Origin of the sequence: uncultured Brevundimonas sp. (assembly GCF_937870815.1) — a bacterium.
GTDB lineage: Bacteria > Pseudomonadota > Alphaproteobacteria > Caulobacterales > Caulobacteraceae > Brevundimonas.
In genome coordinates, this window is the sequence record NZ_CALMZS010000167.1 from 12,139 (window position 1) to 30,352 (window position 18,214).

Genomic DNA, 18,214 nt, shown 5'->3' on the forward strand with positions numbered 1-18,214 from the left:
AGGGAAGCGATACGGACGCGGCGGAAGGATGCAGGCGTCGGGGCCAAATCCCTGGACCCGGCCAATGCCTACTGCCTATTGCCTACCCCTCGTCCACCGGCAGCACGTGCGGCTCCTGCGGACGGCCCTGCTGGCGGCGCTGGACCGCATAGGCGATCAGCCACAGGGCCATGGCCCAGGCCGCCCCGACGCTCCAGCCGGCGAGCACGTCGGTGGCCCAGTGGGCGGCCAGATAGATCCGCGTCAGCCCGACGATCAGGGTCAGCAGCACGGCGACGCCGATCACATAGGCCTTGAAACGCTTCTGCCGGAAGGCCCGGGTCAGCATCACCCCGATGCTCAGGTAGAACACCGCCGACAGCAGGCTGTGGCCGGAGGGGAAGCTGGCGTTCAGGGTCTCGACCGCCCGCAGCGCCTCCGGCGGCCGCTCGCGCCCGAACACCGCCTTCAGCCCCTCGCTCAGGGCCATCCCGCCGGCCAGCCCGAGGGCCAGCAGCAGGGCCGACAGCCGCTTGCGCTGCAGCACCAGGAAGCCGATCACGACCACGGCGAACAGGGCCAGCACGGCGACCCCGCCCAGCGCGGTCAGTTCCAGGGCCGCCTCCTCCAGCCAGTCGGGCCCCCAGGGATCCATCGGCCCCGGCCGCAGGGCCTCCAGCACGGCCTGGTCGAAGGCGCGGCCCCCGGCCTCGCCGAGGTCGCCGGCCAGGTCGACGAAGACCATCACCCCGAGGGCCGCGACGAACAGGGCGCTGACCGCGGCGATCTCGGTGCGGGCGATGCGCCAGGCGCGGCGGCCGAAGGCGGCGATCTGCTCAGGGGTCATCGGCCCCAAACGGTCCCGCTTGCGGGACGTTCCCCTCACGCGTTCGTGATCGATTTCCGGGTTTCGGCGTCACGCCCCTGTCATCCCGTCGTCGCGGCCTGTCCACAGGCTCATCCCCCGCCTTGAGGCCGATTCGTCCAGAAAGTGATCGTCAACCCCGTTGACGGGTCGTTAGCCATCTGCGCCCCATATGTGGGCTTGGGGAGCTCTGCGGCCACTAGATGATGTGGTCAGCGGCGCGAACGACTTAATCGGATCCAGTTCAGGGCAGTGACCATTATGGCCGGCGGCGAGGCGTTGAAGACAGTGGATTTCCAGTCGGTTGCGACGGCGGACACGACGGAGAGGCCGCAGCTGAAGGTGGTGCCCTCGATCCAGATCGACCGGTCGCGCGACGCGCTGCTGACCGATTTCGGCAAGAAGACCCTCGAGGACCGCTATCTGCTGGCCGGCGAGAGCTATCAGGACATGTTCGCCCGGGTGGCCAACGCCTACGCCGACGACGCCGGCCACGCCCAGCGCGTCTACGACTATATGTCGAAGCTGTGGTTCATGCCGGCCACCCCGGTGCTGTCCAACGGCGGCGCCGACCGCGGCCTGCCGATCTCCTGCTTCCTCAACGCCGTCGGCGACAGCCTCGACGGCATCCAGTCGGTGTGGAACGAGAACGTCGCCCTGGCCTCGAACGGCGGCGGCATCGGCACCTACTGGGGCGGCGTCCGCTCGATCGGCGAAAAGGTCAAGGGCGCCGGCCAGACCTCGGGCATCATCCCCTTCATCCGGGTGATGGACTCCCTGACCCTGGCCATCTCCCAGGGCTCGCTGCGCCGCGGCTCGGCGGCCGTCTATCTCGACGTCCACCACCCCGAGATCGAGGAATTCCTCGAGATCCGCAAGCCGTCGGGCGACTTCAACCGCAAGTCCCTGAACCTGCACCACGGCATCAACATCACCGACGAATTCATGTTCGCGGTCCGCGACGGCGGGACCTTCGACCTGAAGTCGCCGAAGAACGGCGAGGTGCTCAAGACCGTCGACGCCCGCACCCTGTGGCAGAAGATCCTCGAGATCCGCCTGCAGACCGGCGAGCCCTATCTGATCTTCTCCGACACGGTGAACCGGCAGATGGCGCCGCACCAGCGCGAGCTGGGCCTGTCGGTCAAACAGTCGAACCTGTGCGCCGAGATCATGCTGCACACCGGCCGCGACCACCTCGGCGTCGACCGCACCGCGGTCTGCTGCCTGTCCTCGGTCAACGCCGAGACCTTCCTCGAATGGCGCGAGGAGCCGAAATTCGTCGAGGATGTGATGCGCTTCCTCGACAATGTGCTCGAGGACTTCATCCGCCGCGCCCCGCCGGCCATGGCCGCGGCCGTCTATTCGGCCAGGCGCGAGCGTTCGGTCGGCCTCGGCCTGATGGGCTTCCATTCCTTCCTGCAGGCCCAGGGCGTGGCCTTCGAATCGGCCATGGCCAAGTCGTGGAACATGCGGCTGTTCAAGCACCTGCGCCGCGAGGCCGACAGGGCCAGCCGCCGGCTGGCCGAGGAGAAGGGCCCCTGCGAGGACGCCGCCGAGCGCGGCGTCATGGAGCGCTTCAGCCACAAGCTGGCCATCGCCCCGACCGCCTCGATCTCGATCATCTGCGGCGGCACCTCGGCCGGCATCGAGCCGATCCCGGCCAATATCTACACCCACAAGACCCTGTCGGGCTCGTTCGCGGTCAAGAACCCCTATCTCGAGAAGGTGCTGGGCTCGAAGGGCGCCGACACCGACATCATCTGGTCGTCCATCCTCGAGCACGAGGGTTCGGTGCAGCATCTCGACGTCCTGACCGACGAGGAGAAGGCCGTGTTCAAGACCGCCTTCGAACTGGACCAGCGCTGGATCGTCGAACTGGCCGCCGACCGCGCCCCCGAGATCTGCCAGGCCCAGTCGATCAACCTGTTCATCCCGGGCGACGTCGACAAATGGGACCTGCACATGCTGCACTGGCGCGCCTGGGAGACCGGCGTGAAGTCGCTCTACTATCTGCGCTCCAAATCGGTGCAGCGCGCCGCCTTCGCCGGCGCCGAGAACAAGGTCGAGGAAGAGCCCGACCCCAACCAGCCCGACCTCTTCAGCGCCGCCCGCACCGACTACGACGAGTGCCTCGCCTGCCAGTGAGATAGCTGGACCGAGCCCTTCTCCCCTTGAGGGTGGAGGAGGATCGTATGCGATCCGACGACGGGCGCCCCCGGAGGGGGTGGAGGAGGGGCGCACTGCGCCTCGACGACGGCCGCCGCCGGCTGGTTGATCACGAAGGGCACGAAGAAGGCACGACGGGGGCGAGGCCGCACCGGCCCTCCGCGGGCCCTTGCCCGCCATCAAGTCTCTTGCGTCTCCCTGACGGGAGCCGCAGGCCCGCCGTGCCCGTTGTGAATCTAGTCAATGCAGGTTCGCGCGGCCATATGACGCTAGTACGTTGCTTTTATTGGTGATTACTAGAGTGGTTATTAAAATACCGTACCCGTCGCCGCCGCAGGCTGGTTCATCACAACGACCACGGCGAAGGCACGACGGACACGACGGGAGCGAGCCCGCACCGGCCCTCCGCGGGCCCTTGCCCGCCATCAAGTCTCTTGCGTCTCCCTGACGGGAGCCGCCGGCCCCGCCGTGGCCGTTGTGAATTCGTCGTGCCCGTCGTGATGAACCTCGGCTCCCAAGGCCGATTGCTGCGCTGCAAATCCGCCGCCGGCCCTCATATTTTCAGAATCCAACCCGCTGTTTTCCCCAGACATCGCTCCCTCGTCAGCGTCATGAACGCGCCCGGGCAGAAACCCGTCGTACACTCCTGCCCAACCCGTCGGTGGGGAGGGCGTCGGATCCACGTTCTCGATGGCGGCGGGCTGTGATCGAGCGATGAAGCCCGGGCGATGGAGACTCCGGGGGTCCTCGCGGAGGTCGATGGATGGCCTCCGCTTGCTCGCCGCGCGCCTTCAGGTGCGGGTTGCTGGCGTCTCCGGAATGGACGCCATGTCCGCCCCGTCCCGGTCCCAGCAATGAGGCGGGGGCGATCCGTCAAAGGCCCGCATGAGGGCCGCCAGTCGGAGGGCGTGTGGAAAACGGCCGCGCGGGGCAGCCTGTCTCGTCGAAACGGTAAAACTACACAGCACCGGGCGAGGCCCGGATGCCCCGCGCCCTCCCCCCCTTTCGCGGCTCACGCCCCGGAAGACGATGACCCGTGCCTGCGAGCCGCCCGTCCGTCCAGTGACACGCGGCGAAACTCGCCTCTCGCCCCTCGCTCCTCGCCCCTCTAGAACCGACCCATGTTCACCTCCATCCTGGTCGCCAATCGTGGCGAGATCGCCTGCCGCGTGTTCCGCACCGCCCGCCGCATGGGCATCCGCACCATCGCCGTCCATTCCGAAGCCGACGCCGACGCCCTGCATGTGCGCGAGGCCGACGAGGCGGTGCTGATCGGCCCCGCCCCGGCCCGCGAATCCTACCTCGACGCCGCGAAAGTGCTGGCGGCGGCCAGGGCCACCGGCGCCGAGGCCATCCACCCCGGCTACGGCTTCCTGTCCGAGAACGCCGACTTCGCCGAGGCGGTCATGGCCGCCGGCCTGGTCTGGATCGGCCCGCCGCCCGCGGCGATCCGGGCCATGGGGCTCAAGGACGCCGCCAAGACCCTGATGATCGCGGCCGGGGTGCCGGTGACGCCGGGCTATCAGGGCGAGGACCAGTCCGACGCCGTCCTGACCGCCGAGGCCGCCCGCATCGGCTATCCCGTCCTGATCAAGGCCGTGGCCGGCGGCGGCGGCAAGGGCATGAAACGGGTCGACCGGCCGGAGGACTTCGCCGACGGCCTCGCCTCGGCCCGGCGCGAGGGCCAGTCCTCCTTCGGCGACCCGCGCGTCCTGATCGAGACATACATCACCCGCCCGCGCCATATCGAGGTGCAGGTGTTCGGGGACACGCACGGGACCGTGGTCCACCTGTATGAGCGCGACTGTTCCCTGCAGCGCCGCCACCAGAAGGTCATCGAGGAGGCCCCCGCCCCCGGCATGGACGCCGCCACGCGCAAGGCCGTCACCGACGCCGCCATCAAGGCCGCCCGCGCGGTGAATTACGAGGGCGCCGGCACCATCGAATTCATCGCCGACGCTTCCGATGGTCTGAAGGCCGACCGCATCTGGTTCATGGAGATGAACACCCGGCTCCAGGTCGAGCACCCGGTCACCGAGGCGGTCACCGGCGTCGACCTGGTCGAATGGCAGCTGCGCGTCGCCGCCGGCGAGCCGATCCCGCTTAGGCAGGAAGACATCCCCCTGAACGGCTGGGCCATGGAGGCGCGGCTCTATGCCGAGGACCCGGCCAACGGGTTTTTGCCCAGCATCGGCAAGCTGGAGCATTTCCGCCTGCCCGAGGACATCCGCATCGACGCCGGGGTCGAACAGGGCGGCGAGGTCAGCCAGTTCTACGACCCGATGATCGCCAAGCTGATCGTCCACGCCGACACGCGCGAAGAGGCCGCCGAAGCCCTCGCCGACGCCTGCGCCTCGGTCGAGGTGTGGCCGGTGAAGACCAACGCCGGCTTCCTCGTCCGCTGCCTGGAGCACCCGCGCTTCGTCGAGGGCGACGTCGACACCGGCTTCATCGGCGCCGAAGAGGCCTCTCTTTCGAATGCCAGACCTTCGGCGAAGACCACCGCCGCGGCCTTGGCGACCATCGGCCTCCGGGCTGACGAGGCTCTGCGCGGCAAGGAGTCGTCGCCATGGACGGACGGCCTCTTCGCCTTCCGCATGAACGGCGCGCCGACTACGCCTGTCGTCCTCTATCGCGACGGAGAAAGGGTCGCGGGGGAGTTGTCCGGCGACCATCGTGGCGGAGCGCCGCGTCACTCCGCCTTCGATGTCCACCTTGAAGGCGAAACCTTCCAGGCGATCGGCAGACCTGCCTGCGTCCTTATCGACGGTGAGCAAGTCTCGGGGGCCGAGACCGGCGATGGCCGGGTCGTTGTCTTCGAGGAGGGCGACGCGTTCGAGTTCACGCCCCGGATGCGAGGCGGAGCGTCCGGAGGCCCCGCCGCCGACGGCTCCCTCCGCGCCCCCATGCCCGGCAAGATCGTCGCTGCGCCCGCCAAACCCGGCGACACGGTCGCCAGGGGCCAGCCCGTCGTGGTGCTGGAGGCGATGAAGATGGAGCACGCCCTCGTCGCCCCGTTCGACGGGGTGGTCGAGACCGTCGCCGCCGTCGGCGACCAGGTCGCGGACGGGACGGTGCTGGCGGTGGTCACGGCCGCCGAAAAATAGCGCGGCTCATCCTGTCGCACCCGGTTCCTTGAACGCGGCGTTCAGCGCCGCGCGCAGGTGCGGATGCCGAGCAGGGTGTATACGGGACAGGTTCCGATCAGCCCGGTCAGGAGGGGGACGACGCCCACCCACCCCCAAAGGCTCTGCGGACCGATGAAGACGAGCGAGATCAGGCCCAGCCCGACGATGACGCGCAGAATCCGGTCCAGTCGGCCGACATTGTTCTTGAACATGATGCTATCTCCCGCGGCGATGATATCCCTTCTCGTCCGGGTTCGCCGGAAAAACATTGTTCTCGGTCAATCGGGCGACGGTCTTCCCTGGCGACGCCGCAGGAGGTCCGCGGCTTGACCCTCCACATGATCAAGCTGTGCGTCGGCGTCGCCAGGGTCGAGACGCTGGAGCGCCGCGCCGCCAAGGGCGAATGGCTGACCGTCCACACCCGGATGACGCCCAGGCGCGCCGCCGAACTCGAGGACGGCGGCTCGCTGTTCTGGGTGATGAAGGGGTCGGTGGTCTGCCGCATGCCGATCCTCGACATCACGACCAAGGGCGAGGGCAAGGCCGGCATGTGCCACATCCGGCTGTCGCCCGAGGTGGTCCGCACCGCCCCCCAGGCCCGCCGTCCCTTCCAGGGCTGGCGCTATCTGGAGCCGAAGGACGCCCCGCCGGATCTTTCGACCCTGGACGCCGGCGACCTGCCGGAGGAGCTGGCGAAGCAGTTGCGGGAGATGGGGGCGTGGTAGGGGCTAGGGACTAGGGACTAGGGATTAGGGAGGGATGCTGCGACCATGCCGCCCACCCACTATCGATTCCGTTGGTCTCCCCCCCGGGCGGTTCCAGCCCTAGTCCCTAGTCCCTAGTCCCTAGTCCCTAGTCCCTGGTCCCTGGTCCCTAACCCCCAGCCCCCAGCCCCTATGCCCGCCCCCCGCTCCGACCGCCTCGAGGACGCCCTGCACCGCATCTTCGAGGGCGGCCGCAACACCCGCGCCAGCTGGTTCGCCCTGACCGGCGGCGAAAGCCTGTTCCTCGAGGGCGATACGGCCGACACCCTCTACCTGGTCCGGGCCGGGCGGCTCGGGGTGTTCCGCCGCGACGCCGACGGGGACCGCCCGCCCCAGTTCGTCGGCGTCATCCGTCCCGGCGAGCCCGCCGGCGAAATGGCCATGCTGGCCGGCACGACCCACACCGCCGACGTCGTCGCCCTGCGCGACTCCGAGATCCTGGCCCTGCCCCGGGACGCCTTTTTCGAGGCCGCCCGCACCGAGCCGGACCTGATGGTCGAGCTGTCCCGGCTGATGATCCAGCGCGCCCGCGACCGGCGCTCCGGCGGCGGCGAGCCCAGCGTCTTCGGCTTCGTCTCGGCCCGGCCGCGGCCGATCCGGGCCTTCGTCGAGCGCGTCGCCGCGGCCATCCAGACCAGCGGCTTCAGCTGCCAGGTCATCGATCAGTCGGCCCTGTCCTCGGCCGCCGAATGGTTCAACCGGGTCGAGGACGCCCACGACTACGTCCTCTACGTCGCCGAGATGGACGAGCCCGCCTGGGCCGCCCTGTGCGCCCGCCAGGTCGACCGCGTCTTCGTGGTCGGGGCCGGGCTGATGGCCCCGCCGAACCGGCCGCTGCCGCACGCCGGCGTGCTCGACGCCCAGCGGCGCACCGACCTGATCCTGCTGCGCGACCCGCGCATGGCCCATCCGGCCAACACCGGCGTCTGGATCGACGCGGTCGCCCCGGGCCGCTGGTTCCAGGCCGTCGAGGGCGACCAGGCCGACGCCGAACGGATGGCGCGGGTGATCACCGGCTCGGCCGTCGGCGTGGTCATGTCGGGCGGCGGGGCGCGGGCCTATTCCCACATCGGCGCGCTCAGGGCCCTGGGCGAGGCGGGCGTCCCGATCGACTTCGTCGGCGGCGCCTCGATGGGGGCGGTGATCGCCGCCGGCCCGGCCCTCGGCTGGTCGCAGGAGGAGCTGGAGGCGCGCATCCGCAAGGCCTTCGTGCAGAGCGATCCGCTGTCCGACCTCGCCTTCCCGATGCTGGCCATGAGCCGGGCCCGCAAGGTCGACCGCCTGCTCGAGGAGGCCTATGGCGACGTCGACCTGGCCGACCTGCACCGGCCCTTCTTCGCGGTCTCGACCAACCTGACCAGCGGCAAGCTGGAGGTGCACCGGCGCGGGCTGATGCGGCGGGCGCTGCGCGCCTCCATCGCCATTCCCGGCATCCTGCCGCCGGTCGTCCTCGACGGCCAGGTGCTGGTCGACGGCGCGGTGCTGAAGAACCTTCCCGCCGAGGTCATGCGCAGCATGAACGCCGGGCCGGTGATCGGCGTCGACATGTCCGAGACGCGCGGCGTCGACGCCGGAATGATCGAACATCCGCCGTCGATCTGGCGGCTGATCGTCACCGGGGCGTGGCGCCGGGGCCCGCCCATCGTCTCGATCCTGATGCGCTCCGCCACCCTGACCACCGACGCCGATCTGGAGAGCTCCCGGGCCGCCACCGACCTGCTGATCCAGCCGACCCCGGACGGCCTCGACATCCGCGACTGGAAGGGTTTCGACCTCGGCGTCGAGGCCGGCTACCGCGCCACCTGCGACGCACTCGCCCGTCTTGACCGGCCGGTCACCCATCTGCGCCGGCGCAGCCCGCTCAGCGTCTGCGCGCCACCAGGAACAGACGCGGAAACGGCATCGGCGTCACCCCGTCCGGCCGCCGCGGGAAGGCGGAAGACAGGCGCCCGCCGAGCGCGTCCAGATAAGCCCGCCGCGTGACCTCGTCGGTCAGCGCGGCCAGATACGGCCGCAGCGCCGTCCCCTTCATCCACTCCAGCACCGCGTCCGGCCCCGACAGGGCCTGAAGATAGGTGGTCGACCAGACGTCGATCTCGGCGCAACTCCTGGCCAGCACGGCATAATAGGCCTCCGGCTCCAGCAGCGGCGCGACCGTCCCGATTCCGGCCAAGGCCGCGGCCCACGGGCCGTCCGCCGCGACCTCGCGCATCAGGGAATGGTGCCGTGTCTCATGGGCCATCGGCATCTGCACGGCGATGACCCCGCGGGGCTCAAGGCCATCGGTCAGCCGCCGCAACAGGGCCTGGTGATCCGGAAGCCAGTGCAGCGAGGCGTTGGCCAGGATCAGATCAACCGGCCGCTCCGGCGTCCATCCCGCGATGTCGCCTAGGCGCCAGTCGACATCGGCGTCGCGCGCTCTCGCCTGCGCCAGCATGGCCGCGCTGGAATCCAGCCCGTGCACCCGCGCCTCGGGCCAGCGGCGCTTGAGCCGGACCGCGTGCTGACCGGCGCCGCATCCGAGATCCCAGATTTCCTTCGGGGCCAGATCGTCGGGAAGACGCGCCAGCAGATCGTGGGCGGCGCGGTCGCGCTCGTCCTCGAAGCGGCTGTACTGAAGGGGGTCCCAGGCCGGCGACGTGTCGGTCATGCCGTAACGCGCTCCAGATCGGGAGGATGGTACCGCCTCTCAGGCTTGAACTGAGGACCTCCGGTTCCACAAACCGGCGCTCTAACCAACTGAGCTAAGGCGGCGCGCTGTCGCGAGCGGCGTGTCTAGCGGGGACGGGTTCCGTGATCAAGACAGGTTCTGGGGTCTAGGGGCTAGGTTTTAAGGCAAGCCCGTCGCTCCACCCGAGCCAAATCCTCACTCTCTGGCTCTGGACCCTAGCCCCTAGCCCCTAGCCCCTAGACCCTAGACCCTAGACCCTTTGGTCAGCTCCAGCCCCGGCTCTCGATATACTGCTCCAGCGCGGCGATCCGGCTGGCGTCCGAAGGGTGGGTCGAGGCGAATTCGGGCGCCGAACGCTGACGCTGTTCGGCCATGATCCGCCACAGGGCGATGGCCTCCGACGGCCGGTAGCCGGCGCGCTGCAGATAGTCGACGCCGATGCGGTCGGCCTCGAGCTCGTGACGGCGCGAGAACGGCAGCAGCACGCCCAGCTGGGCCCCCAGGCCGCCGATCGCGCCGGCGGCCTTGGCGTAGTCGCCGGCGGCGCTCTGCACGCCGCTCAGCACCAGGCTGGTGGCGGCGCTCGACGAATAGCGCTCGGCGGCGTGGCGGGCCACGACATGCCCGACCTCGTGGCCGAGGACGGCGGCCAGCTGGTCGTCGTTGCGGACCAGGTTGAGCAGGCCGGTGGTCACCCCGATCTTGCCGGAGGGCAGGACGAAGGCGTTCGGGCTCTGGCTGACGAAGACCGCATAGTCCCAGCGCCGGTCGGTCAGGCCGGCGGCCTCGACGATCCGGCCCCCGACTCTCCGGACCCGGGCGTTGGCGGCGGCGTCGTTCGAAGTCGGCTGGGTGCGCAGCGCCTGGGCCCAGGCGGCCTCGGACTGCTGCGTCAGGGCGGAATCGTCGACGATCAGGAACTGGTTGCGGCCGAGCGTCTCGTTATAGGCGCAGCCGGCGGCCGTCAGCGCGGCGGCGGCGGCCAGCCCCAGGGTCAGGGGGCGGATCAGGGGGCGGTTCATGGGCGGGCTCCGTTTCAATCTGGCCGCACAACGCCTGAAGCGCCGTCCCGCTCCCAAACGAAAACGCCCCGGCCGTCATGGCCGGGGGCGTTCGTCGTGGTGAAGGGCCTCACCGCTAGTCGGCCAGGCGGAAGCGGACCGTGAAGCGGGCGCGCCCGCCCTCGGCCACCCCGTCGACCGTCCGGGGCGAAAACCGGGCCCGCGACATCGACCGCAGGGCGGCCTGGCCGAAGCCGGCCCCGGAAGGTTGCTCCGAGACGATCGAGCAATTCTGCGCCGAGCCGTTCGGGGCGACCGTGCAGACGAGCTGCACCGTGCCCGACTCTATGCCCCGCGAGGCGGCCCGTTCGGGGAACTCGGGCGAGGGCTGGCGTTGCCAGGTCACATTGCTGATTTCCGGCGGCCGGGGCGGCGGCGGCGGCAGGGGGATCGTCACCGGTCCGTCGATGCGGCCCGGCGGGATCGTCGAGGCGATCCGGTCTTCCTTCGGCGTCGGCGGCACCGGAAGCGGCGGCACCGGGACGTTGACCGGAACAGGAGCCGGGACACGCACCTGCAGCTTCGGCGGCGGCGCCGTTTCGGGCGGCGGCGGCGGCGGCGGGGGCGGCGGCGGCGGGATCGGTTCGATCAGCTCCACGTCGACGGCGTCGTCCGAATAGTTCACCTCGCGCAGCTTGAACTGGGCGTTGACGAAATAGAGGGCCAGCAGGGCGAACAGCAGGCACACCACCGCGACGCTGGCGAGGAACACGTGCGGGGGAACCCCGAAGATGCCCTTCGGCTTCGGCGGGTCGTAGAGACTGCGATGATATTCGACTTCAGTCATGTTCTCACCGCTCCTACTTCGCCGACTGGTCTTCGCCGACCAGGGCGACGCTGTAGAAACCACTGTCCTGCAGCGAATTCATGACCTGCATGAAATCGCCGTACCGGGTGGTCTGGTCCGCGCGGATGAAGATCCGCTCGTCCGACGGCGTCTTGTTGCCGATCAGGTCCAGCAGTTCGGTGCCGACGGACTCGATGTCCACCTCGCTGTCGCCGATATAGACCCGGGAATTGGCCTGGATCGACACATAGAACGGCTTCGGCGGACTCTTCTGGACCGGTGCGACCGCGCGCGGCAATTTTACCTCCACCGACACGGTGGCGAGCGGCGCCGCCACCATGAAGATGATGAGCAGGACAAGCATGATGTCCACGAACGGCGTGACGTTGATCTCGCTGTTCTGCTCGATGGCGTACCTGCCGCCGCCGCCACCGGAGAGTTTGGCGGCCATCCGACTTACGCCCCCTTGTCGAGGTTACGCGACACGGCGTTCATCAGCTCGGCGTTGAAGCCGTCAGAACGGGTGCCGTAGGCCGCGATGCGGGTGTTGAAATAGTTGTAGAAGATAACCGCCGGGATGGCCGCGAACAGGCCGATGCCGGTGGCCAGCAGCGCCTCGGCGATGCCGGGGGCGACGACGGCCAGGTTGGTCGTATTGGTGTTGGCGATGCCGATGAACGAGTTCATGACGCCGTAGACGGTGCCGAACAGACCGATGAACGGCGCGGTCGAGCCGACCGAGGCCATGAACTGCTGGCCGCCGGACAGGCGCTTGGCCAGGCCGGACTGAACGGCCGAGACGGCGGCCTGGGCGCGGTTCAGCGCCGAGTCGCGGTGGTCGCCGGTGACCGAGAGACCGGCCTGACGCGACAGCTCGACCTCGTCGGTGGCGGCGGCGGCCATGTCGGCCAGCGGATTGCCCTCGAACTCTTCCGAGGTGGCCACGCGGCGCATGTCGGCGATCGTGCGGGTCTGGCGGAAGGCTTCCAGGAAGCGGTCGGTGGCGCGGTTCAGGGCGCCGAACTCGAACAGCTTGATCAGCAGGATCACCCAGGTGAAGACCGAGGCGAGCAGCAGGCCGATCATCACGACCTTAACGACGATGTCCGCCTGCATGAACATGCGCGCCGGGGTCAGCTTGCCGTGGCTCTCGCCGCCGACCTGGGGGGGGGCGGCCTCGGCGGCCGCGGGGGCGGCCTCGGGCGTCGCGGCGGGGGCGGCGGCGTCGGCCGGCGCGGCCGTGGTCGCCTCGGCCGGAGCCGGTGCGGGGGCATCCTGCGCGAGGACCGGCGTACCGGCCATCAGCACGGCGGCGCCGGCCATGGCCAGGAGGATGTTGGTCTTCTTGATATCGAGCATAGTTCGCCAGTTCCTGCTTTTTTGGTCTGACTCGTGGAACCCTGAGGAACGGCCGCAGACGACGCCCGCCCCTCCATGAAAATCTCGTCTGCAGCGCCGGGGCCTGTCGAACCCCGGTCTGCGGAACGCCTCCTGACGCTTCCGGTTGCCTTGCGGCCGCCGGGGCGATGTCGATGGCCCGGGATCTGGAGAATCCCGGCTCCGCCGACCGCTTGTCTGGGAAAGCGGTCAAGCTCCTTTGGCGAACGCGCAACAGAGCGTCAAGTGCACAGCGGCGCTTTTCCCCCTGCGCGAGAACGAGCGCGTTCATCGGCGAGGATTCAGGCCGAAAGCGACAATTTGATGATCGGTGAAAGCCGCTCTCCGCGGCCCGCCGAGGCGATGGTGCCTGGGGGCGGATTCGAACCACCGACACGCGGATTTTCAATCCGCTGCTCTACCAACTGAGCTACCCAGGCGAGGCGTCCATTCGCGAGAGCGGCGTCTATAGGCGAGGCGTTTTCAGGTGTCCAGCGCTCTTGTCAGCCTTCATCCTCGTCCCGCGAGGGCGTCTCGTCCGAGCCGCCGGGCGCCACATAGGAGCCGGCGAACCAGCGCTGCAGATCCACGTCGGCGCAGCGTTTCGAGCAGAACGGCTTGTATTTCGCGTCCGCCGGCAGGCGCCGGCAGATGGGACAGGTCGCCATGGCTTCAGCCTTCGTCGATTTCCACGCCGTCCGACAGGGCCGGATCGGCCCTGACCCGGGCCCGCGGGCCCAGCCGCGCCGCCAGCGCCCCGGTCCTGGCGGCGATCGCGGCCGGGCAGCGCAGCGTCAGATAGGGCGCCGCCGTATCCTCCGCCAGAGCCAGCCTCAGCCGCCGCACCGTGTCGATGGCCCGGGCCTCCGCCGTGGGCCGTCCGTCCGGTCCCAGCAAGCGCTCCTCGAGCGGCGTCGTGCGCCACGGCCGGGACAGCATCAGCACGCCGAAGCGGTTGACCGGGCCGAAGACGGTCTCCGGATCGTCCCCGAACGCCGCCCGCGCCGCCGCCAGCAGGGCCGGACCGTCGTGCCCGGTTCCGACCAGATCGATCGCCACCAGCCCGCCCCAGCCCTTCAGCCGGATCAGCCGCGCCGCCTGCGCCAGCCCCTCGCGGTTGGCCCGGCTCTTGTCGCGGCGGCCGTCCCGGCCCGGCGCGGCGGCGTGGTCGATGTCCACCGCGACCAGGGCCCGCGTCCGCTCCACCGCCAGCCGCACGCCGAGGCGGGCGAACAGCCCCCCGGGAGCCAGCCCCTCCTCCTCCGCCTCCAGGCCGGCGCGGATCGCCGCCGCCCCGGCGCGCGGCTCGATCCCGGGGGCCAGCCGCGCCAGCATCTCCGCCACGCCCGGCCCCGGCCGCAGCAGCCGCGGCTCGCCCGCCCCGGTCCCGATCAGCCGCAGCGTCGGCCCCTTGCGCTCGCGCGGTTCGGCCGCGACCTCGACCTCGACCCTGGCGCCCGCGGCCGGCCGGTCGGCCCCGCGCAGGGGCAGGAAGCCGAACGGCTCCGGCGCGCCCAGGTCGACGAAGGCGCCCTTCAGCCCCGGATCGACGGCGACGACCCGGCCGACCGAGCGGGCCCCGAGCCGGTGTTGCGGCGCATCGCCGTCCCTCTGGATCAGCAGCCGGTCGAAGCGGCCGCCAAGGGCCAGCAGGCCCCGGACCTCGCCGGGCGTCTCGTCCAGAAAGGTCTCGACCTCGCTCACCGGGCGCGCCAGCCGGCCCCGGCCAGCAGGTTGACGGTCTCATGCAGCGGCAGGCCGACGATGGCTGTATAACTGCCGACGATCCGCGTCACGAAGGCGCCGGCCCGGCCCTGGACGCCATACCCCCCGGCCTTGCCGCGCCACTCCCCCGAACGGACGTAGCCGGCGATCTCGGCGTCCGACAAAACCTTGAAGCTGACCCGCGCCTCGACCACCCGGCGCCGGACCGCGCCTCCGGCGGCCACGGCGACGCCCGTGAAGACCCGGTGGTTTCGGCCGGACAGCAGCTTCAGGAAGCGGACCGCCTCGGCCTCGTCGGCGGCCTTCTCCAGCAGCCGACGGCCGACCGCGACCACGGTGTCGGCGGCCAGCACCACGGCGTCGGGCGCGCGCGCGGCCACCGCCGCGGCCTTGTCCACGGCCAGACGGGCGGCGAGGCGCGGCGGCGTCTCGTCCTTCAGCGGCGTCTCGTCGATGTCGGCGGGTTCGATGCGGTCGGGGACGATGCCGACCAGCGCCAGCAGCTCCACGCGGCGCGGGCTGGCCGACGCCAGCACCAGTTCGGGACGGCTCATTCCGAGCCCGTCCCTATTTGAAGCGGTAGGTGATGCGGCCCTTGGTCAGGTCGTAGGGCGTCATCTCGACCAGGACCTTGTCGCCGGCCAGCACGCGGATGCGGTTCTTGCGCATCTTGCCGGCGGTGTGGGCGATGATCTCGTGGTCGTTCTCGAGCGTCACGCGGAACGTCGCGTTCGGCAGCAGTTCGCTGACGACGCCGGGAAACTCGAGCAGTTCTTCCTTAGCCATGCGGCCTCTCGCGCCCGGTGATCAGGAGTCTGGACGCGGGCCGGGCGGGGGCGCGCGTCTTCAAGGTGCGGGCGTATGCCTGAAAACGGCGGGATAGTCGAGGCGGGGAAGGTTCTAGGTTCTAGGGATTAGGGACTAGGAGGGATTTGGGGGTTGGGCGGATCAGCGGGCGCTTGCCGATTCCCTAATCCCTAGAACCTAGTCCCTATTCCCTACTCTTCACCCCCGCCGGTACAGCGCCGTCACCAGGGTGAACAGCCGCCGCGCCGTCTCGTGGTCGATGGCGATCTTGCCGTCCAGCCGCGCCTTGAGCAGTTCGGCCCCCTCGTTGTGCAGGCCCCGGCGGCCCATGTCGACCGCCTCGATCTGCGCCGGCGAGGTGCCGCGCAGCGCTTCGTAATAGCTGTCGCAGATGCCGATATAGTCCTTCACCGTCTTGTTCATCGGGTTCAGCGACAGGCCGTGGGCCCTGGCGAATCCCGGACCGGCGATGTCGAACACCAGCCGGCCGTCGATCAGCGACAGCTTCAGCCGGTAGGGACCGCCCCCGGCTCCGACCGGCCTGAAGCTGTTCTTCTCGACCAGGTCGAAGATGGCCACGCGCCGCTCATGCTCGATCTCGGCCGTCGCCGCCGGCAGGGTCGCCGCGTCCAGCTCGACCGAGGACAGGCGGTGCTCGCTCACGCCGGCTCCGGCCCTTCGGCCAGGTGGGTGGGGGCGACCCGGGCCGGCCAGCGTTCCGACAGGTCGGTCAGCACGGCGTCGAGGCATTCGACGTCGATGCGCAGATCGCCGCCGCCGGCGAACATCAGCATCACCCGCCCGCCCGGCGCCTCGCCCGGTTCGAAATCCATCGCCAGAAGCTCCAGCGCATGCTCCGGCCCCCGCGGCAGGCGGCGGCTCTTGACCGCGATCACATCGCCGAACTGCATCGCCGACATCACCCGCGTCTCGCCGCATTCCCAGCAGAACCGGCTCAGCGCCAGGGTCACCCGCCGCGCCGAACGCTCCCAGACGATGTCCACCGGCCGAAGGATCGCATCCTGCAGCGCCGCCGAGATGATGTGCAGGTCGTCGGCGTCCTCGGCCAGCAGGCGCAGCGGCTCCACGGCCTGACCGGCCGCGGCGGCGTCGGCGGAGGTCGCCTCAGTGCTCATGTCTCTCGCCCTTGATCCGGCGGATTTGCGCGCCGCAGGCTCCGAGTTTCTCCTCCAGCCGCTCGAACCCGCGGTCCAGATGATAGACGCGTCCGACCGTGGTTTCGCCCTGCGCCGCGAGTCCGGCGATCACCAGGCTGACCGAGGCCCTCAGATCGGTGGCCATGACCTGGGCCCCGTGCAGGGCCTCGACGCCCCTGACCACCGCCTCGCCGGCGTGGACGTGGATGTCGGCCCCCAGCCGTCCCAGCTCCGGCGCGTGCATGAAGCGGTTCTCGAAGATGTTCTCGTGGATGACGCTGTCGCCCTCGGCCAGGGTCATCAGGGCCATGAACTGGGCCTGCAGATCGGTGGCGAAGCCGGGATAGACCTCCGTGGCGATGCTGACGGCCTTCAGCCGCCGGGCGGGATCGCGCCTGACGATCACCCCGTCCCCGGTCGGCGTCACCTCGACCCCGGCCTCGATCATCTTGTCGGTCAGGGCCTGCATCAGCTCCGGCCGCGCGCGGGTCAGACGCACCTCGCCGCCGGCCATGGCCGCCGCCACGGCGTAGGAGCCCATCTCGATGCGGTCGGCGATGACCGGCCACTCGGTCCCGCCCAGAGAGGTCACGCCGGTGATCACCAATTCATCCGTGTCGACGCCCTCGACCCTGGCCCCCATGGCCACCAGGCAGCGCGCCAGGTCGCCGATCTCCGGCTCGCGCGCCGCCCTCTTCAGCACCGTGACGCCGTCGGCCAGCACCGCCGCCAGCAGGGCGTGCTCGGTGGCCCCGACCGAGACGAAGGGGAATTCGATCTCGGCCCCCTTCAGCCCCTTCGGGGCGCGGGCGATGACATAGCCCTCGTCCAGTTCGATCTCGACGCCCATGGCGGTCAGGGCCTGCAGGTGCAGGTCGACCGGCCGCGCCCCGATGGTGCAGCCGCCGGGCAGGGACACCTTCGCCTCGCCGGTGCGGGCCAGCAGCGGCCCCAGCACGTTGAACGAGGCGCGCATCTGCCGGACCAGGTCATAGGGCGCGAAGCTCGATCCGATCCGGGCGGCGTGGAACAGGGTCTCCTGCCCGCCGCCGTGACCGTTCTCGGTCACCTCGACCCCGAGCTGGCGCAGCAGCCGGCCGAGGAATTTGGTGTCGGCGAGCCGGGGCATGTTGGTCAGCCGCAGCGGCTGATCGGTCAGGATCGAGGCGGCCATCAGCTTGAGGGCGGAATTCTTGGCGCCGCTGACCGGAATGGTTCCGTTCAGCCGGGCGCCGCCTTGGATGGCGATGCTGTCCATGTCGTCTCGCAGGCCGGCCCGGAACGGTCTGTCCCGGGCGACGGGGGCGGCTATCTAGCCCGGACGCCCGGGCTTGCGAAAGCCTGTCGCGTCGATGGGGGCGATGACTTTCAATTGCTCGGCCTGGGCGGCCGGGGGACCCGACCCGCCGCCTTGCGCCGCTTGAGATTGTCCCGCAGCGCCGAGGCCAGCCGCTGCGCCCGCGCCGTGGCCGGGGTCTTGGGCGGCGCCAGCGGATCCGGCAGGCTGGGCGGCAGGTCCGGGAGGGGGGCGGGGATTTTCGACTCGTCCATGCCCTGATGAGAGCCGCGCACGAAGTTTTCCGCAAGCCGCGGAATTCGGGGCTTCCCCCATTGTCCCCGGTTGGCTATAGGGCCGCTTCCTCAGTGACCGCCGCCGTAGCTCAGTGGTAGAGCGCATCCTTGGTAAGGCTGAGGTCGTGGGTTCGATTCCCCCCGGCGGCACCACC

The 18,214-nt window shown here is 70.0% G+C and carries 18 protein-coding genes, 3 tRNA genes and 1 pseudogene; 5 read left to right on the top strand and 17 right to left on the bottom strand.

Annotation, left to right across the window (positions count from 1 at the left end; translation table 11 throughout):
* Nucleotides 1–82: 82 nt before the first annotated feature.
* Complete coding sequence (locus tag Q0588_RS10955; RefSeq protein ID WP_298745987.1) at nt 83–826, bottom strand: phosphatase PAP2 family protein; 744 nt, start codon at nt 824–826, stop codon at nt 83–85.
* A gap of 279 nt (nt 827–1,105) precedes the next feature.
* On the opposite strand from Q0588_RS10955, the gene Q0588_RS10960 reads away from it, so the two are divergent.
* Together Q0588_RS10960 and Q0588_RS10965 are read left to right on the top strand one after the other, a co-directional pair.
* The gene (locus tag Q0588_RS10960) at nt 1,106–2,989 is read left to right on the top strand and encodes a ribonucleoside-diphosphate reductase subunit alpha (protein WP_298746010.1); all 1,884 of its coding nucleotides are present in this window, start codon (nt 1,106–1,108) and stop codon (nt 2,987–2,989) included.
* 1,142 nt (nt 2,990–4,131) lie between these two features.
* Nucleotides 4,132–6,117 (top strand): acetyl/propionyl/methylcrotonyl-CoA carboxylase subunit alpha, encoded by a 1,986-nt coding sequence (locus Q0588_RS10965; protein ID WP_298745988.1) that lies wholly within the window; start codon nt 4,132–4,134, stop codon nt 6,115–6,117.
* Between the two features lie 41 nt (nt 6,118–6,158).
* Here the strand turns inward: Q0588_RS10965 and Q0588_RS10970 are convergent, their stop codons facing one another.
* Nucleotides 6,159–6,350, bottom strand: coding sequence for a DUF2892 domain-containing protein (locus tag Q0588_RS10970; protein ID WP_298745989.1), 192 nt, complete (start codon nt 6,348–6,350; stop codon nt 6,159–6,161).
* 114 nt (nt 6,351–6,464) lie between these two features.
* Here Q0588_RS10970 and Q0588_RS10975 point away from each other — a divergent pair, with 114 nt between their 5' ends.
* The gene (locus Q0588_RS10975) at nt 6,465–6,863 is read left to right on the top strand and encodes a DUF1489 domain-containing protein (protein WP_298745990.1); all 399 of its coding nucleotides are present in this window, start codon (nt 6,465–6,467) and stop codon (nt 6,861–6,863) included.
* A gap of 171 nt (nt 6,864–7,034) precedes the next feature.
* Nucleotides 7,035–8,885, top strand: coding sequence for a patatin-like phospholipase family protein (locus Q0588_RS10980; protein WP_298745991.1), 1,851 nt, complete (start codon nt 7,035–7,037; stop codon nt 8,883–8,885).
* Between the two features lie 247 nt (nt 8,886–9,132).
* Here the strand turns inward: Q0588_RS10980 and Q0588_RS10985 are convergent.
* From Q0588_RS10985 to Q0588_RS11055, 15 genes and pseudogenes are all read right to left on the bottom strand, one after another.
* Nucleotides 9,133–9,552, bottom strand: a pseudogene (locus tag Q0588_RS10985) (methyltransferase domain-containing protein); the annotation flags it as partial.
* 27 nt (nt 9,553–9,579) lie between these two features.
* Nucleotides 9,580–9,656: transfer RNA gene (locus Q0588_RS10990), tRNA-His, on the bottom strand.
* Between the two features lie 180 nt (nt 9,657–9,836).
* Nucleotides 9,837–10,595, bottom strand: coding sequence for a M48 family metallopeptidase (locus tag Q0588_RS10995; protein ID WP_298745992.1), 759 nt, complete (start codon nt 10,593–10,595; stop codon nt 9,837–9,839).
* Between the two features lie 115 nt (nt 10,596–10,710).
* Nucleotides 10,711–11,421 carry an energy transducer TonB gene (locus tag Q0588_RS11000; protein WP_298745993.1) on the bottom strand — a complete coding sequence of 237 codons (711 nt, stop codon included), beginning with the start codon at nt 11,419–11,421 and terminating at the stop codon, nt 10,711–10,713.
* Nucleotides 11,422–11,434: 13 nt separating this feature from the next.
* Complete coding sequence (locus tag Q0588_RS11005) at nt 11,435–11,872, bottom strand: biopolymer transporter ExbD (protein ID WP_298745995.1); 438 nt, start codon at nt 11,870–11,872, stop codon at nt 11,435–11,437.
* Between the two features lie 5 nt (nt 11,873–11,877).
* A complete protein-coding gene (gene exbB / locus Q0588_RS11010; protein WP_298745996.1) occupies nt 11,878–12,780 on the bottom strand; it encodes a tonB-system energizer ExbB in 903 nt (300 codons plus the stop codon).
* A gap of 382 nt (nt 12,781–13,162) precedes the next feature.
* A tRNA-Phe gene (locus tag Q0588_RS11015) sits at nt 13,163–13,238 on the bottom strand.
* Nucleotides 13,239–13,301: 63 nt separating this feature from the next.
* A complete protein-coding gene (gene yacG, locus Q0588_RS11020) occupies nt 13,302–13,466 on the bottom strand; it encodes a DNA gyrase inhibitor YacG (protein ID WP_298745997.1) in 165 nt (54 codons plus the stop codon).
* A 4-nt stretch (nt 13,467–13,470) separates the two neighbouring features.
* Nucleotides 13,471–14,502, bottom strand: coding sequence for a ribonuclease E/G (locus tag Q0588_RS11025; RefSeq protein WP_298745998.1), 1,032 nt, complete (start codon nt 14,500–14,502; stop codon nt 13,471–13,473).
* On the bottom strand, nt 14,499–15,077 hold the full coding sequence (locus Q0588_RS11030; protein WP_298745999.1) for a Maf family nucleotide pyrophosphatase: 579 nt from the start codon (nt 15,075–15,077) through the stop codon (nt 14,499–14,501). Before Q0588_RS11030 ends, Q0588_RS11025 begins: the two co-directional genes overlap by 4 nt.
* A 13-nt stretch (nt 15,078–15,090) precedes the next feature.
* Nucleotides 15,091–15,309, bottom strand: coding sequence for a translation initiation factor IF-1 (infA, locus tag Q0588_RS11035; protein ID WP_003164348.1), 219 nt, complete (start codon nt 15,307–15,309; stop codon nt 15,091–15,093).
* A 219-nt stretch (nt 15,310–15,528) separates the two neighbouring features.
* Complete coding sequence (locus tag Q0588_RS11040; protein ID WP_298746001.1) at nt 15,529–15,993, bottom strand: UPF0262 family protein; 465 nt, start codon at nt 15,991–15,993, stop codon at nt 15,529–15,531.
* Entirely contained in the window at nt 15,990–16,466 is a 477-nt protein-coding gene (locus Q0588_RS11045; protein WP_298746003.1) for a DUF2948 family protein, read from the bottom strand. Before Q0588_RS11045 ends, Q0588_RS11040 begins: the two co-directional genes overlap by 4 nt.
* The gene (gene murA, locus Q0588_RS11050) at nt 16,456–17,745 is read right to left on the bottom strand and encodes a UDP-N-acetylglucosamine 1-carboxyvinyltransferase (RefSeq protein WP_298746005.1); all 1,290 of its coding nucleotides are present in this window, start codon (nt 17,743–17,745) and stop codon (nt 16,456–16,458) included. Before murA ends, Q0588_RS11045 begins: the two co-directional genes overlap by 11 nt.
* Nucleotides 17,746–17,855: 110 nt before the next feature.
* Nucleotides 17,856–18,059 carry a hypothetical protein gene (locus tag Q0588_RS11055; RefSeq protein WP_298746008.1) on the bottom strand — a complete coding sequence of 68 codons (204 nt, stop codon included), beginning with the start codon at nt 18,057–18,059 and terminating at the stop codon, nt 17,856–17,858.
* 78 nt (nt 18,060–18,137) lie between these two features.
* Between Q0588_RS11055 and Q0588_RS11060 the strand changes: the two genes are divergently transcribed.
* Nucleotides 18,138–18,212 (top strand) — tRNA-Thr (locus tag Q0588_RS11060).
* Nucleotides 18,213–18,214: the final 2 nt, after the last annotated feature.